The sequence below is a fragment of the Roseomonas haemaphysalidis genome, from assembly GCF_017355405.1.
Lineage (GTDB): Bacteria > Pseudomonadota > Alphaproteobacteria > Acetobacterales > Acetobacteraceae > Pseudoroseomonas > Pseudoroseomonas haemaphysalidis.
Genome location: NZ_CP061177.1, coordinates 1,795,762 through 1,811,835 on the forward strand (window position 1 = coordinate 1,795,762; position 16,074 = coordinate 1,811,835).

12 protein-coding genes are annotated in these 16,074 nt (G+C 70.2%); 9 read left to right on the forward strand and 3 right to left on the reverse strand.

The features are described 5' to 3' along the window. The first annotated feature begins 2 nt into the window (after window positions 1-2). Both gltB and fzlA read left to right on the forward strand, forming a co-directional pair. Complete coding sequence (gene gltB / locus IAI59_RS08270; protein ID WP_207416641.1) at window positions 3-4,541, forward strand: glutamate synthase large subunit; 4,539 nt, start codon at window positions 3-5, stop codon at window positions 4,539-4,541. Window positions 4,542-4,649: 108 nt separating this feature from the next. Next, window positions 4,650-5,318 (forward strand): FtsZ-binding protein FzlA, encoded by a 669-nt coding sequence (fzlA, locus tag IAI59_RS08275; protein ID WP_207416639.1) that lies wholly within the window; start codon window positions 4,650-4,652, stop codon window positions 5,316-5,318. A gap of 181 nt (window positions 5,319-5,499) precedes the next feature. Here fzlA and IAI59_RS08280 read toward each other — a convergent pair whose 3' ends face one another. Then, the gene (locus tag IAI59_RS08280; RefSeq protein WP_207416637.1) at window positions 5,500-6,402 is read right to left on the reverse strand and encodes a tetratricopeptide repeat protein; all 903 of its coding nucleotides are present in this window, start codon (window positions 6,400-6,402) and stop codon (window positions 5,500-5,502) included. A gap of 46 nt (window positions 6,403-6,448) precedes the next feature. Between IAI59_RS08280 and IAI59_RS08285 the strand changes: the two genes are divergently transcribed. Then, the gene (locus IAI59_RS08285; RefSeq protein ID WP_207416636.1) at window positions 6,449-7,315 is read left to right on the forward strand and encodes a Rossmann-fold NAD(P)-binding domain-containing protein; all 867 of its coding nucleotides are present in this window, start codon (window positions 6,449-6,451) and stop codon (window positions 7,313-7,315) included. Here IAI59_RS08285 and IAI59_RS08290 read toward each other — a convergent pair. Next, window positions 7,241-8,050 carry an alpha/beta hydrolase gene (locus tag IAI59_RS08290; protein WP_207416635.1) on the reverse strand — a complete coding sequence of 270 codons (810 nt, stop codon included), beginning with the start codon at window positions 8,048-8,050 and terminating at the stop codon, window positions 7,241-7,243. The genes IAI59_RS08285 and IAI59_RS08290 overlap by 75 nt on opposite strands. Then, window positions 8,047-9,180 carry a fumarylacetoacetate hydrolase family protein gene (locus tag IAI59_RS08295; RefSeq protein WP_207416634.1) on the reverse strand — a complete coding sequence of 378 codons (1,134 nt, stop codon included), beginning with the start codon at window positions 9,178-9,180 and terminating at the stop codon, window positions 8,047-8,049. Before IAI59_RS08295 ends, IAI59_RS08290 begins: the two co-directional genes overlap by 4 nt. Window positions 9,181-9,311: 131 nt before the next feature. Here IAI59_RS08295 and IAI59_RS08300 point away from each other — a divergent pair, with 131 nt between their 5' ends. The 6 genes from IAI59_RS08300 to IAI59_RS08325 all read left to right on the forward strand — a co-directional run bounded on the left by IAI59_RS08300 (window position 9,312) and on the right by IAI59_RS08325 (window position 16,059). Further along, entirely contained in the window at window positions 9,312-10,649 is a 1,338-nt protein-coding gene (locus tag IAI59_RS08300; protein ID WP_207416633.1) for an ABC transporter substrate-binding protein, read from the forward strand. A 120-nt stretch (window positions 10,650-10,769) separates the two neighbouring features. After that, complete coding sequence (locus IAI59_RS08305) at window positions 10,770-12,101, forward strand: ABC transporter substrate-binding protein (protein ID WP_207416632.1); 1,332 nt, start codon at window positions 10,770-10,772, stop codon at window positions 12,099-12,101. Beyond that, the gene (locus IAI59_RS08310; RefSeq protein WP_237180621.1) at window positions 12,101-13,015 is read left to right on the forward strand and encodes a carbohydrate ABC transporter permease; all 915 of its coding nucleotides are present in this window, start codon (window positions 12,101-12,103) and stop codon (window positions 13,013-13,015) included. The genes IAI59_RS08305 and IAI59_RS08310 overlap by 1 nt, the downstream gene beginning before the upstream one ends. Beyond that, entirely contained in the window at window positions 13,012-13,830 is an 819-nt protein-coding gene (locus IAI59_RS08315; protein ID WP_207416630.1) for a carbohydrate ABC transporter permease, read from the forward strand. The genes IAI59_RS08310 and IAI59_RS08315 overlap by 4 nt, the downstream gene beginning before the upstream one ends. A gap of 196 nt (window positions 13,831-14,026) precedes the next feature. Next, entirely contained in the window at window positions 14,027-15,157 is a 1,131-nt protein-coding gene (locus IAI59_RS08320) for a glycosyltransferase family 4 protein (RefSeq protein WP_207416629.1), read from the forward strand. Continuing rightward, window positions 15,154-16,059: a glycosyltransferase family 9 protein gene (locus tag IAI59_RS08325; RefSeq protein WP_207416628.1), complete on the forward strand. Its 906-nt coding sequence runs from the start codon at window positions 15,154-15,156 to the stop codon at window positions 16,057-16,059. Before IAI59_RS08320 ends, IAI59_RS08325 begins: the two co-directional genes overlap by 4 nt. Window positions 16,060-16,074: the final 15 nt, after the last annotated feature.

A 16,074-nucleotide genomic window follows, 5' to 3' on the forward strand; every position in this document is an offset into this window, starting at 1 on the left:
GCATGACCGACATCGTCGAGCCCGGCGCCGCCTTCGCCGAGACCTATGCCCGCAACGCAGCGCTCCTGGCGGGCGATGCGCATCTGGACGTGACCGAGCACGATGCCTGCGGCGTCGGGCTGGTGGCCGCGCTGGACGGCAAGCCCCGCCGCGACGTGGTGCAGGCCGGCATCGACGCGCTCAAGGCGGTGTGGCACCGCGGCGCCGTGGATGCCGACGGCAAGACGGGCGACGGCGCGGGCATCCATGTGGAGATCCCGCAGGACTTCTTCGCGGAAGTGGTGGAACGCGGCGGCGACCGGCTGCGCCCCGGGCGCATCGCCGTCGGCATGGTGTTCATGCCCAAGACCGACCTCGGCGCGCAGGAGCGCTGCCGGCAGATCGTCGAGACCGAGATCCTCAACGCCGGCTACAACATCTACGGCTGGCGGCAGGTGCCGATCGACATCGCCTGCATCGGCGAGAAGGCCAATGCCACGCGCCCCGAGATCGAGCAGATCCTGATCTGGGACCCCGAGCAGCGGGATGCCGATACCTGCGAGCGGGACATGTACGTGATCCGCCGCCGCATCGAGAAGAACGCCATCGCGGCGCAGGTGCCGGAGCTGTACCTGTGCAGCCTGTCCGGCCGCTCGGTGATCTACAAGGGCATGTTCCTGGCGGAGAACCTGACCGACTTCTACCCCGACTTGGTGGACGAGCGCTTCATCAGCCGCTTCGCGATCTACCACCAGCGCTATTCCACCAACACCTTTCCGACCTGGCGGCTGGCCCAGCCGTTCCGGATGCTGGCGCATAACGGCGAGATCAACACCGTCCACGGCAACGTCAACTGGATGAAGTCGCACGAGACGCGGCTGTCGCACCCGCTGCTCGATGCCGTGATGGAGGACATCAAGCCCGTCGTGCAGGCTGGCGGCTCGGATACCGCGACGCTGGACAACGTGTTCGAGCTGCTGGTGCGCGCGGGCCGCGACGCGCCCATGGCCAAGGCGATGCTGATCCCGGAAAGCATCGGCTCCAACGCCATCATGCCGCAGGCCCACCAGGACTTGTTCATGTATTGCAACGCGGTGATGGAGCCGTGGGACGGCCCCGCCGCCATCGCGGCGACCGACGGCCGCTGGGCCATCGCGGGTTTGGACCGCAACGGGCTGCGGCCGATGCGCTACAGCATCACCGCCTCCAAGCTGCTGATCGTCGGTTCCGAGACCGGCATGGTGAAGGTGCCGGAAAGCGAGGTGCTGGCCAAGGGCCGCCTCGGCCCCGGGCAAAGCATCGCGGTGGACCTCGACACCCAGCAGTTCTTCACGCCCGACCAGGTCAAGGACTTGCTCGCCGCGCGCAAGCCCTTCGGCGACTGGGTGAACCGCACCACCAAGATCGACGGCATCGTCCGCAACGAGGTGGATGAGCGCGCCTTGCTGGAAGGCGAGGCGCTGCGCCGCCGCCAGCTTTCCATGGGCTTCACCATGGAGGACCTGGAAACCATCCTGCATCCGATGGTGGAGGAAGGCGCCGAGGCCATCGGCTCCATGGGCGACGACACGCCCATCGCCGTGCTGTCGCAGCACTACCGCGGCCTGCACCACTTCTTCCGGCAGATGTTCGCGCAGGTCACCAACCCGCCGATCGACAGCCTGCGCGAAACGCGGGTGATGACCATCAAGACGCGGCTCGGCAACCTCGGCAACATCCTCGACGAGGACCCGACGCAGTGCGACATGCTGCAGCTGGAAAGCCCCGTGCTGAGCAATGCCGAGTTCGAGGCGATGCGCGGCTACATGGGCGCCACCGTCTGCACCGTGGATTGCACCTTCCCTGTCGCTGACGGCGAAGCCGGCCTGCGCCGCGCGCTGGAGCGCATCCGCCGCGAGGCGGAGGAGGGTGTCCGCTCCGGCTGCGCCCACGTCATCCTGACGGACGAGGCGACCGGCCCCGAGCGCGCCATCATTCCGATGATCCTGGCGGTCGGCGCGGTGCACACGCACCTGGTCAAGAATTCGCTGCGCACCTTCACCAGCCTGAACGTGCGTGCCGCCGAATGCGTGGACGTGCATTACTTCGCCGTGCTGATCGGCGCCGGCGCCACCACGGTGAACGCCTATCTGGCGCAGGAAAGCATCGCCGACCGGCACCGGCGCGGGCTGTTCGGCCAGCTTTCGCTGAAAGACTGCGTCGCGCGCTACCGCAAGGCCATCGACAAGGGCCTGCTGAAGACGATGTCCAAGATGGGCATCTCTGTCCTCTCCTCCTATCGCGGCGGGATGAACTTCGAGGCCATCGGGTTGTCCCGTGCCCTGGTCGCCGAGTTCTTTCCCGGCACGCAGTCGCGCATCTCGGGCATCGGCCTGTCCGGCATCGCGCGCCGCGTGCTGGCGATGCACGAGAAGGGCTGGGGCGCCGAGGCGGCGGTGCTGCCGGTGGGTGGCCTGTACAAGCTGCGCCGGCGTGGTGAGGCGCATGCCTTCGAGGCGACGCTGATCCACACGCTGCAGCACGCCGTGGAAACCGACAGCTACCAGACCTTCAAGCGATACACGGAGCAGGTGCGCAAGCTCCCCCCCGTGGCGCTGCGCGACCTCTTGGACTTCCGCTTCGAGGGCCGCAAGCCGATCGCCATCGAGGAGGTCGAGAGCATCACCGAGATCCGCAAGCGCCTGATCGCGCCCGGCATCTCGCTCGGCGCGCTGAGCCCCGAGGCGCATGAGACGCTGTCCATCGCCATGAACCGCATCGGCGCGCGCTCCGACAGCGGCGAGGGCGGCGAGGACCCGGAGCGCGCCAAGCCGCGCGCCAATGGCGACAATGCCAATTCCTCGATCAAGCAGATCGCCTCCGGCCGCTTCGGCGTCACCGCCGAGTACCTGAACAACTGCCGCGAGATCGAGATCAAGGTCGCCCAGGGCGCCAAGCCCGGCGAGGGCGGGCAGTTGCCCGGCTTCAAGGTGACCGGCCTGATCGCCAAGCTGCGCCACGCGACGCCGGGGGTGATGCTGATCAGCCCGCCGCCGCACCACGACATCTACTCGATCGAGGATCTGGCGCAGCTCATCTACGACCTGAAGCAGATCAACCCGGATGCCACCGTCTGCGTGAAGCTGGTGTCGCGTTCGGGCATCGGCACCATCGCGGCGGGCGTGGCCAAGGCCAAGGCGGATGCCATCCTGGTGTCGGGCCACAACGGCGGCACCGGCGCCTCGCCGGTGTCCTCCATCAAGTATGCCGGGCTGCCCTGGGAGATGGGGCTGTCCGAATCCCACCAGGTGCTGCTGCTCAACCGGCTGCGCCACCGCATCAAGCTGCGCACCGACGGCGGCCTGAAGACCGGGCGCGACGTGGTGATGGCGGCGATGCTGGGGGCCGAGGAATTCGGCATCGGCACGGCGTCGCTGGTGGCGATGGGCTGCATCATGGTGCGCCAGTGCCACAGCAACACCTGCCCCGTGGGCGTGTGCTCGCAGGACGAGGATCTGCGCAAGAAGTTCACCGGCACGCCGGAGAAGGTCATCAACCTGTTCTCCTTTGTCGCCGAGGAGGTGCGCGAGATCCTGGCCGAGCTGGGCTTCCGGCGCATCGAGGACATCATCGGCCGCACCGACCTGCTGAAGCAGGTGTCGCGCGGCTCCGAGGACCTCGACGACCTCGACCTCAACCCGCTGCTGGTGCAGGCCGATGCCGGCCCTTATCCGCGCCACTGCACGCTGGAAGGCCGCAACGAGGTGCCCGAGACGCTGGACGCCGACATGATCCGCGATGCCGCGGCGCTGTTCGAGCGGGGCGAGAAGATGCAGCTCGCCTACAACATCCGGAACACGCATCGTGCCATCGGCACCAAGATCAGTTCCAAGATCACCCGCAAGTTCGGCATGAGCGGCCTGCAGGCGGGGCATCTGACGGTGCGGCTGCGCGGCTCGGCCGGGCAGTCGCTCGGCGCCTTCGCGGTGCGTGGGCTGAAGCTGGAAGTGCTGGGCGATGCCAACGACTACGTGGGCAAGGGCCTGTCGGGCGGCAGCATCGTCATCCGTCCGGCGCCGTCCTCCACGCTGGTGTGGTCAGACAACGCCATCGTCGGCAACACCTGCCTGTATGGCGCGACGGCGGGCGAGCTGTTCGCGGCGGGACAGGCGGGCGAGCGCTTCGCGGTGCGCAACTCCGGCGCCACCACGGTGGTGGAGGGCTGCGGCTCCAACGGCTGCGAATACATGACCGGCGGCGTCGCCGTGATCCTCGGCGCGGTGGGGGACAACTTCGGCGCCGGCTTCACCGGCGGCCAGGCCTTCATCTACGACGCCGACGACACCTTCGAGCGGCGCGTGAACCCGGACACGCTGCTGTGGCGCCGCCTGTCTTCCGCCCATTGGGAAGGCGCGCTGCGGGAACTGGTGCAGCGGCATGCGGCCGAAACGGGTTCGCGCCTCGCCGCGCGGCTCCTCAACGACTGGGCCTCCGAGCGCGGCCACTTCTGGCACGTGGTGCCCAAGGAATACGCCCGCTACCTGCCGCAGCCGATGGAAGACATCGCCATGGCCGCCGAATGAGCATGGCGTAACGATTGCACAGAATGCTCACGATGGCGTGAGGCTGATCTGGCGGGGGGGCGATGTGCGTGCGATAAGCGCCGCCACCCCGCAGATCCGGCCTGACGCATGCGCATCCTCTACCACCTTCCCTTGTCCCCTTATGCCCGCAAGGTCCGGCTGGCGCTGAACGAAAAGCGCATTCCTTTCGAGCTGCGGGTCGAGCGGGTGTGGGACCGGCGCGAGGAATTCCTGGAAATGAACCCGGCCTGCACGGTGCCCGTGCTGACCGAGGAAAATGGCCTGGTGCTGGCTGACAGCTACGCCATCTGCGAGTACCTGGACGAAGCCTACCCCGAAACGCCGCTGCTGGGCCGCACGCTGGGCGAGCGCGCCGAGGTGCGGCGGCTGGTCGCCTGGTTCGATGGCAAGTTCGCGCGCGAGGTCACCAGCAACCTGCTGTATGAGAAGCAGATGAAGCGGCTGATGGGGCGCGGCAACCCGGATGCGGGGTCGTTGCGCGCCGGCTACGCCAACCTCAAGCCGCACCTGGATTACCTGGGCTGGCTGGCGGAGACGCGGCTGTGGCTGGCCGGCTCCTCGCTGTCGCTGGCCGACCTCACGGCCGCGTCGCACCTGTCGTCGCTGGACTACATCGGTGACATCGACTGGTCGCTGAACGATGCCGCGAAGGACTGGTATGCCCGCGTGAAGTCCCGCCCGGGCTTCCGGCCGTTGCTGGCGGACCGGGTCAGCGGCGTGAATCCGCCGCCGCATTACGCGGATCTCGATTTCTGAGGCGCCGGCCCGGGGGGGCGCCATCTCCCGGGCCCTTCGGGGGTGACCTGATAGCCCCCCGGCTTCCACCATCCGCCAGGACCTCGCCTGATCCGGGAAGCCTTGACGCTGCCTGCAGATGCCAGGCGGCGGGATGCGAACCAGGGCAAGGGGCAGCATCCCCTGGCCACGCCCCGTTCTGTCAGCGCCGCCGTGGTGCCGCCTCGTTCAAGGCCAGGTTGCGCCGCGCCAGATCCGCCGCCGGGCTGTCCGGGGCCGCGGTCACGGTGCGCTGCCAGTCCGCCCGCGCCCCGGCGGTGTCGCCCTTCAGCTGCTTGAGGATGCCGCGTTCCAGCAACGCATCCGGCTGCCGCGGGTCCAGCGCCAGGGCCTGCTGCACCGCCTGCAGCGCATCCGCCTGCCGGTTCAGGTGGCGCAGCGCCGCGGCGCGGAACACCAGGGTATCGGGGCGCGGGGGGCCTGCCGCCAGCGCGGCGTCGAGGTCCAGCAGCGCCTCGCCGTAGCGGCCCAGGCTGGCAGCGGCGAGCGCACGGTCCACCAGCAGGGCGGGATCGGTGGGCGACAGGGTCAGCGACAGGGTGGCGGCGGCATAGGCGCGGCCCGGTTGCCCCGCCAGCGTCCAGGCCTGCACCGCCTGGGCATAGATGGCGGCGCGGGCGGCATTGCCGGCGTGCGATTCGCTGGCCAGCCGCTCCAGCCGCTCGGCGGCGCGGTCGGCCTCGCCCAGGGCCAACTGGGCCAGCGCGGTGCAATGCCGGGCGCCTTCGCCACCACCCCGGCGCTCCCAGCTTTCGGCCGCCGCAAGGGCGGCTTCCGGGTTGGTGCGCAGCAGGGCGAGGCAGGATTCGTATTCGGGGCCGCTGGCCAGCCGGGGCGGCCCGGCCGGCAAGGGCAGGCCGGGCGCGGCGTTGTCCGGGCCCCGGGCGGCTGCCGGGGGCGGCCCGGCGGGGGCGGGCTCGGCCGCCTCGGTCAAGGTCGTGGAATGCAGCCACAGGGCGAGGCCGGCGCCGGTGCCCAGCGCGGCCGCCAGGGACACGCCCAGGAGCGTGCGGCGCCAGCGGGCATGGGGAAGGGGGGCTCGCATCGCGGCACTCTAGCGGCCGGCGGCAAAGCACGCCACATCGGCGGCCATGACCTTGCACCTGCTCATCTTCGGCCTGGGCTATGCCGGCCGCGCCATCGCGGCGGAAGCCCTGGGCGCGGGCTTCCGCGTGTCCGGCACCTCGCGAAACCCTGCCGCCGCCACGGCGCCGGCGGGGGTGGAGGTGGTCGGCTTTCCGGCGGCCGCGGCGGCCATCGGCACCGCCACGCACCTGCTGAACACGGCCGCGCCGGACGAGGCCGGCGACCCGGTGCTGGCGGCGCATGGCACCGCCATCCGCACCGCGCCGCTGCTGCGCTGGGCGGGCTACATGTCCACCACCGGCGTGTACGGCGACCGCGGCGGCGGCTGGGTGACCGAAACAACGCCGCCCGCGCCGGCCCAGGACCGTTCCCGCCGCCGCATCGCCGCCGAGCAGGCCTGGGCGGAAGCTTTGGCGGGGCGCGGCGTGGCACTGGACCTGTTCCGCACCGCCGGCATCTACGGCCCCGGCCGCAGCGCGCTGGACGAGGTGCGGGCGGGCCGCGCGCGCCGGGTGATCAGGCCCGGCCACACCTTCAGCCGCATCCATGTGGAGGACATCGCCCAGGCCGTGGTGGCGGCCATGCGGGCGCCGGCCGGCGCCGTGCCCCGCGTGCTGCACCTGGCCGACGACGAGCCTGCCGAGGGCGCGGCCGTGACGGCCGAGGCCGCGCGGCTGCTGGGCGTGGCCCCGCCGCCGGCCGTGCCCTTCGAGCAGGCACTGGCCGGCATGTCGGCCATGGGCCGCAGCTTCTGGGCGGAGGACCGCAAGGTCTGCTCCGCCGGCACCCGCGCGGCGCTAGGGATCGGCTGGCGCTACCCCAGCTTTCGGGAAGGGCTCGCCGCCATCCAGCGTGCGGAACAGGCTTTCTAGCGTTTCCTCCAGCAGCAGCAGGTCCTCCGGCCGCGACAGGCGGTGGTCGCCTTCCTTGATCAGCGTGACCTGCACGTCGGCGGCATCCAGGTGGGCGGCGATGTCCGGCGCGGTGGACCAGGGCACCTCGGCATCCCGCATGCCCTGCAGCAGCCGCACGGGCCCCGCGAAAGGCAGGGGGCGGTCCAGCACCGACTGCGCCCGGCCATCGGCCAGCAGGCGGGCGGTGATGGGCACCGGCTCGCCATAGGGGCTGGGCAGGTGGGTGATGCCGTCGCGTTCCAGCTCGGCCCGCTGGGCGCGGCTGAACTCGGGCTCCATCAGCCGGTAGGTGAAGTCGGGCGCGGCGGCGATGCCGAGCAGCGCGCGCACCCGCGCCCCCCAGGCCCGCGCCAGCAGCAGCGCGATCCAGCCACCCATGGAGGAGCCGACCAGCAGCAGCGGGCCAGGGGCCTCGGCCTCGATCACCCGGGCGGCGTCGGCCGCCCAGTCGCCGATGCAGCCATCCTCGAACCGTCCGCCGCTGTCGCCATGGCCGGAATAATCCAGCCTGAGGAAGGCGCGGCCCTGGCGGGCGCAGAAGTCGCGCAGCGCCAGGGCCTTGCTGCCCTGCATGTCCGAGCGGAAGCCACCCAGGAACACCACGGTCGGCCCGGCGCCGGTGCCGGGCAGCGCCGCCCAGGCCAGCTCCACGCCGTCGCCCCGCTCCAGCCGCCCGTGCCGCTCCGCCGTCATGCGCGGGGCAGGCCGCGCTGGCGCAGGTTGCTCATCAGCGCGCCGATGCCGAAGCGCCAGGGCGGGCAGAGATCCGTCCGCTCCACCGTGTTGCACAGCGCGCCCAGGCGGGTGCTGCTGATGTGCACCACGTCGCCCGGCTTGTGCGTGAAGCCCATGCCCGGCGCGCCGCGGTCCTGGCTGGGGGAGAAGGGCGTGCCCAGGAACAGCGCGGCGCCGTCCGGGTACTGGTGGTGCGGGCCAATCATCTGCGCCACCAGGTCGGTGGGGTCGCGGCTGATGGAGCCGACCAGGCCGGATTCCGATAGGCTGAAGCCGTCCGTGCCCTCGATGCGCAGCACCGTCTCGGCTGCGCGGATGTCCTCCATCGTGAAGCCCTCGTCGAACAGGCGGATGGCAGGGCCGATGGCGCAGGCGGCGTTGTTGTCCTTGGCCTTGCCGAGCAGCAGGGCGGAGCGCCCCTCCACGTCGCGCAGGTTGACGTCGTTGCCTAGCGCGGCCCCCAGGATGCGGCCCTGGTGGTCCACCGCCAGCACCACCTCCGGCTCTGGGTTGTTCCAGGCGCTGTTGGGATGCACGCCGATCTTGGCGCCCGAGCCGACGGAGGACAGCGGCTGGCCCTTGGTGAAGACCTCGGCATCCGGGCCGATGCCGACCTCCAGGTACTGGCTCCACCAGCCGCGCGCGACCAGTGTCTGCTTCAGCGTCGCGGCTTCGGGGCTGCCGGGGCGGAGGTTGGCAAGGTCGTCGCCGATGATGCCGCGTACCTCGGCACGCACCGTCTCGGCCTGGGTGGCGTCGCCGCGGCAGCGTTCCTCGATCACCCGCTCCAGCATGGAGCGCACATAGGTGACGCCGCAGGCCTTGAGCGCCTGCAGGTCGAAGGGCGACAGCAGCGTGCCGGCGGCGAGCAGGGATTCGACGTCGCGGCCCAGCGTCTCGCCCCGCGCGGCGATGGCGGCCACCGGGTCGGGCGAAGCCAGCAGCGCGCTGGCGGTGCCGAAGGCGGGGGTCAGGTCGAAGGCCTCGCCCTTGGCCAGCCCGATCACCTGCGGCCCGTCCGCGCCCTCGATGCGGAGCACGAAGTGGCCGTCGCGCCAGTCCGGCGGCAGGGCGGTATCGAGTGGCATCGCTGACGCTCCCCAAAAAGATTTGCCCGAGGTCGTAGCGCAGCCCGATCCTGCTTGCCATCCGGGGCGCGGCGGTGAAACCATGGAAAACCGCAAGACCCGCGCGAGCCGGGCCACGGAGGGAAGCAACGATGTTCAAGATCACGCGCCGCGGCGCGTTGCAGGGTGCTGCCGGCCTTCTGGCCATGCCGGCCCTGGTGGAAAAGGCGAACGCGCAATCCGCCTTCGACTGGAAGCTGGCCCGTGGCGAGAAGCTGGAAGTCAGCCTGACCGCCAATCCGCGCTCCGTCATCCTGATCCAGAACCAGAAGGAATTCGAGGAGCTGACCGGCATCAAGGTCGGCGCCGAGCAGATTCCGGAACAGCAGCACCGGCAGAAATTCGCCATCGAGTTCTCGACCGGCCGGCCGTCCTTCGACGTGGTGGGCATCAGCCTGCATGTGAACAAGCGCCAGGTCGGCCGCGCCAAGTGGTGCGCCGACGTGCGGCCGATGATCGCCGATGCCTCGATCACCTCGCCCGACTTCGACTTCGCGGATTTCACGCCGGGTGCGGTGGCCTATTCCACCCAGCCTGACGGGCGCATGGACACGCTGCCCGAATTCGCCGACCCCTGGTTCATGTACTACAACAAGGACCTGCTGGCGGCCAAGAACATCGCCGTGCCAAAGACCTTTGATGAATTGTACACCGCCGCCAAGGCGCTGACCGACCCGTCCAAGCAGGTCTATGGCTTTGTCGGCCGTGGCCTGCGAAACGCCAACGTGGTGCTGTGGACGTCCTTTCTGCTGGGCACCCAGCAGATGGACACCATCGACAGCAACATGAAGCTGATCACCGACACGCCGGACGCGGTCTGGGCGGCGGAGATGTATGCCAAGCTGATGCGCGAATGCGCGCCGCCCGGCTCCATCGGCTTCAACTGGAACGAGTGCCAAACCAGCTTCATGCAGGGCCGTGCCGCCTTCTGGATCGACGGCCCGGGCTTCGCGGCGCCGCTGGAGGACCCGAAGCGCTCGCGCGTCGCGGGCAAGACTGGCTACGCGGTGGCGCCGGCGGGCCCGGCCAACCACCATGGCGCGCTGTTCGGCAACGGCTTCGGCATCAGCGAGATGTCCTCGCCCGCGCGCAAGAAGGCGGCGTGGCTGTACCTGCAATGGGCGACGGGCAAGGTAAACCAGGCGCGCTACCTGGCCGGCGGCGCCGGCGCGCCCGCGCGGCAAAGCGCCTTCCGCAACGAGCAGGCGATCCGCGGCGGCGTGTTCCCGCCCGACTACGTCAAGACGCTGGGCGAAGCGCTGGCCATCGCCCGGCCGGGCCTGCCGGAGATCGTGCCGGTGACAGAGTTCCGCGACACCATCGGCGCCGGGCTGACCAACCTGATCGGCGGCGCCGACGCGGCGACCGAGTTGCGCAAGGCGACGGAAGCCTTCCGCCCGGTGCTGGAAGCATCCGAACGCGCCACCTGAGGCGGGGTCCGGTGGCTTGCCGGCGTGTTCCACAAGTCACTGGACAGCGCCCCGGCCGCATGGCGCAATGACGGGCATAAGCACGACGGGGGCGCCAAGCCTCCGCGGGGAGAGAAGAGAATGTCCGAGTTCACCCGCCGCGCGGCGCTGCGGGGCGCGGCCGGCCTGCTGGCGGCGCCCGCCCTGGCCGGCGCCGCCCGCGCGCAATCAGGCTTCGACTGGAAGCGCTTCAAGGGCGAGCGGGTGGAGGTCAGCCTGGTGGCCAACCCGCGCTCCACCCTGCTGTTCCAGTACCACAAGGAGTTCGAGGAGCTGACCGGCATCAAGGTCGGCGCCGAGCAGATCCCGGAACAGCAGCACCGGCAGAAATTCGCCATCGAGTTCTCCAGCGGCAAGCCGTCCTTCGACGTCATCAACATCAGCCTGCACGTCAACAAGCTGCAGGTCGGGCGCGCCAAATGGTGCACCGATCTGCGGCCGCTGATCGCCGATGCCTCGATCACCGCGCCCGACCTGGACATGGCCGATTTCAGCCCGGCCTCGATCGCCTATGCCACCCAGGCGGACGGGCGGCTGGACACGCTGCCGCTCGATGTCGACCACTTCATCCTCTACTGGAACAAGGAGATGCTGGCGGCGAAGAATGTCGCGGTGCCGCAGACCTTTGACGAGCTGTACACCGCCGCCAAGGCGCTGACCGACCCGGCCAAGCAGCAATACGGCTTTGTCGGCCGTGGCCTGCGCAATGCCAACATGACGCTGTGGTCGTCCTTTCTGCTCGGCACGCCGCAGCGGGACATGATCGACGGCAACCGCAAGCTGATCACCGACACGCCGGACGCCATCGCCGCCACGCAGCAATACGCGCGCATCATGCGCGACTGCGCGCCGCCGGGCGTGAATGCCTTCAACTGGAACGAGTGCCAGACCACCTTCATGCAAGGCCGCGCCGCCTTCTGGATCGACGGCGTGGGCTATGCCGCGCCGCTGGAAGACCCGAAGCGGAGCCGTGTCGCCGGCAAGCTGGGCTACGCGGTGGTGCCGGCCGGCAGCGCGCACCGGCATTCCGCGTTCTTTTGCACCGGCCTCGGAATTTCCGAGGCCTCCACCCGCAAGGGGCCAGCCTGGCTGTACATCCAGTGGGTGCTGAACAAGCAGAACCAGGCGCGCATGCTGGCCACCGGCGCCGGCGCGCCGACCCGCCTTTCGCCGTTCAGCGGCGAGGCGGCGTCCAGCGGCGGCACCTTTCCGCGCGAATACTTCACGACGCTGGTGGAAAGCATCCGCATCGCGCGGCCCGGCCTGCCGGAGATCCTGCCGGTGACGGAATTCCGCGACACGATCGGGACCGCGCTGGTCAACTGCCTGGGCGGTGCCGACGCGGCTGGCGAGCTGAAGAAGGCGACGGACGCCTTCCGTCCCGTTCTCGAACAGTCGGAAAGGGCCACGTGATGTCGGCCAATACCGCGACCCTGGCACCCGCCGGCACCGCCGCCGCGCCGCGCCGCCGCAACTATGCCCGGAAATACTGGATGTTCGTCGTTCCCGCCGGGGTGGTGGTGTTCGGCGTGATCCTGTTTCCCTGGCTGTTCACCCTGTTCATGTCCACGCATGACTGGAAGATCGGCGGCGGCCACGCGTTCGTCGGCCTCGACAACTATCGCAAGCTGTTCACCGACGAGCGCTTCCTGTGGTCCATCCTGCGCACGCTGTACTTCACCGCCATGGCGGTGTTCTTTCCCATGGTGCTGGGCGTCGCCGCGGCGCTGGTGTTCAACCGAAAGTTCCCGCTGCGGGGGTTGGCCCGCACCATCTTCATCCTGCCGATGATGGCGACGCCCGTGGCCGTGGCCCTGGTCTGGACCATGATGTTCCACCCGCAGCTCGGCGTGCTGAACTGGCTCCTGTCGCAGTTCGGCATTCCGCCCAGCATGTGGGTCTATGATGCCCGCACCGTCATCCCGACGCTGGTGATGGTGGAGGTCTGGCACTGGACGCCGCTGGTGATGCTGATCACGCTGGGCGGCCTCGCCTCCCTGCCGCAGGACCCCTACGAAGCCGCCAAGATCGACGGCGCCAGTCCGCTGCAATCCTTCTGGCACATCACCCTGCCGCTGCTCGCGCCCTTCATCGTCGTGGCGCTGATCATCCGCACCATCGACGCGCTGAAGGCCTTCGACACCATCTACGTGATCACCCAGGGCGGGCCGGGCACCAGCTCCGAGACCATCAATATCTTCCTGTATCTGCAGGGCTTCGCCTACTACAACATGGGCTACGCCAGCGCCGTGGTGGTGGTGTTCTTTTCCATGATCGTGGGCCTCGCCTCCCTGCTGCTGTGGACGCGCAAGAGGGTCAAGGCATGAAGAAGCTGCTGGAGAAGCTCGGCTTCGGCGTGGCGGTGCTGTTCCTGGTGTCGCCGGCGATCATGGTGTTCCTGTGGATGCTGTCGCTGTCGCTCAAGACCGAGCTGGACAACACCGCCTTTCCGCCCGTCTTCATCCCCGACCCGCCGGTCTGGGACAACTTCATGAGCGTGTTCGAGAACAACAACTTCCTGCTGTATACTTGGAACTCCATCGTCGTGTCCTTCAGCGCCACGGCGCTGGCCATCGTCATCGGCGTGCCGGCGGGCTACGGCATCGCCAAGATGCAGGCCAACAAGGCGGCGATGCTGATCCTGATCGCGCGCATCACGCCGGGCCTGTCCTACCTCATCCCGCTGTTCCTCCTGTTCCAGTGGCTGGGGCTGACCGGCACGCTGCTGCCCATCGTCATCACCCACCTCGTCATCACCGTGCCCATCGTGGTCTGGGTGATGATCGGCTTCTTCGAGGGGTTGCCGGGCGAGCTGGAGGAAGCGGCCCTGGTGGACGGCGCCACCATCTGGCAGGCCTTCCGCCACGTCGCCTTTCCGCTGGCCATGCCGGGCATCACGGTGGCGACCATCCTGTCCTTCATCTTCTCCTGGAACAATTTCATCTTCGCCATGGTGCTGGCGGGGCGTGAGACGCGTACCCTGCCGGTGGCCGTCAACAACATGCTGACTTTCGAGCAGATCTCCTGGGGCCCGCTCGCCGCCGCCGCGCTGATGGTGACGCTGCCGGTTTTGCTGCTGACGCTGGCGGCGCAGAAGCAGATCATCGCCGGGCTGACGGCGGGTGGCGTGAAGGGGGGGTAGCGAAGGTCGGGGGAAGGAATTCCCCCGAGCCCCCATCTTTTCTTTGTCTGTTCTTCACCGGTCCTGCCGGAGCAGCGGAGCGCTCCCACGGCCACGACGTCATCCAAATCAGAAAGAAGATGGGCGTCTGGGGGAATTCCTTCCTCCACCGCCCCCAAGGCTGACAAACCCGCCCCATCGCGCTATCCCGCGCCTCATGCCCGACACCCGCCCCGCCATCCTGCAAGTGCTGCCCGCGCTCAACGCCGGCGGCGTGGAGCGCGGCACGCTGGAGATTGCCGCCGCCCAGGCCGAGGCCGGCTTCCGCCCGCTGGTCGCTTCCGCCGGTGGCCGCATGGTGGCGGAGCTGGAGGCACTGGGTGCCACGCATGTTTCCCTGCCGCTGGATCGCAAGTCACCGCTGGCCCTGTGGCGCAACGCGGCCGCGCTGCGCGCGGTGATCCGCGAGCATGGCGTGCGCATCGTCCACGCCCGCAGCCGCGCGCCCGCCTGGTCGGCGCTGCTGGCGGCGCGGCGCGAGGGCGTGCGCTTCGTCACCACCTATCACGGCAGCTACAACGAGAACTTCCCTGGCAAGCGCGCCTACAACGCCGTGATGGCGCGCGGCGACCGCGTGGTCGCCATCAGCCACTACATCGCGGAGCTGATCCGCGAGCGCCACGGCACCGACCCCGCCCGCATTCGCATCATCCCGCGCGGCGTGGACATGCGGCGCTTCGATCCGGAGGCGGTGTCGCCCGCGCGTGTCGAGGCGCTGCGCCATGCCTGGAACCTGCCCGCCGGCCGCCCCGTCTTGCTGCTGTCCGGCCGCATCAGCCGGTGGAAGGGGCAGGGGGTGCTGTTGCAGGCACTGGCCCGCCTGCCGGCCCCGCGCCCCTTCGCCATCCTGGCCGGGGACGCGGGCCGTGGCCGCTATGCCGCCGAGCTGCGCCAGCAGGTCGTATCGCTCGGCCTGCGGGATGACGTCGCGCTGCCCGGCCATTGCGAGGATTTGCCCGCCGCCTTTCTGCTCGCCGACCTCGCGCTGCACTGCTCCACCGATGCCGAGGCCTTCGGCCGCACCATCGTGGAAGCGCAGGCCATGCGCTGCCCGGTGATCGCCTCCGACCTCGGCGCGCCGCGCGAAACGGTGGAGGAAGGCCGCACCGGCTGGCGCGTCCCGCCCGGGGATGCCGCCGCGCTGGCCGCCGCCATCGCCCGCGCGCTGGCGCTGCCGGCGGCGGAGCGCGTGGCCATCGGTGAGCAGGCGCGCGCCGCGGTGCAGCGCAACTACACCACCCGCGCCATGCAGGACGCCACGCTGGCCGTGTACCGGGAGCTGCTGTGACCGCCCGCCGCATCCTGGTGATCAAGCTGGCCGCGCTGGGCGACGTGGTGCAGGCCTTCGGCCCCTTCGCCGCCATCCGGGCGCATCACCCGGAGGCGGAGATCACGCTGCTGACCACGCCGCCCTTCGCGCCGCTGCTGGCCCGCGCGCCATGGTTCGACCGCATCTGGCCGGACGGCCGCCCCGGCTGGCGCGGCCTGCCGGCCCTGGCCCTGAAGCTGCGGCGCGGTCGCTTCGACCGGGTCTATGACCTGCAGACCTCCGGCCGTTCCTCCCGCTACCGCTGGCTGACGGGCGCGGTGCCCTGGTCGGGCGTGCAGAGCCACCACGCCGCCAACCCCGCGCGCAACAGCCTGCACACGGTGGAGCGGCAGCGGGAGCAGCTGGCCATCGCCGGCATCACCGAGTTTCCGCCCCCCGCGCTGGACTGGCTGGACGACCCGCTGGAGGGCTTCGCGCTGCCGCAGCGCTTTGTGCTGCTGGTGCCGGGTGCGTCGCCCGGCCGGCCCGGCAAGCGCTGGCCCGCCGCGCGGTTCGCCGAGCTGGCGCGGCGGCTGGAGGTGCCCCCGGTGGTGCTGGGCGGCCCCGCCGAGGCCCCCCTTGCCGCCGAGATCCTCCAGGCCCGGCCGGACGGACTGGATCTCACCGGCAAGACCACCCTGGCGCAGATCGGCGCCCTGGGGCGGCGCGCGGACGCCGCCGTGGGCAACGACACCGGCCCCACCCACATGCTGGCCGCCGCCGGCTGCCCGACGCTGGCGGTGTTCGGCTCGGACAGCGACCCGGCCTTGTGCGCGCCGCGTGGCCCCCGCGCGGCCTGGCTGCGGCGGGACAGCATCGCGGCCATCCCGGCGGAAGCGGTGGAGGCGGAGCTGCGCGCACTGCTGGCCCGGACCGCCTAAGCGCCGGGCCTGCGG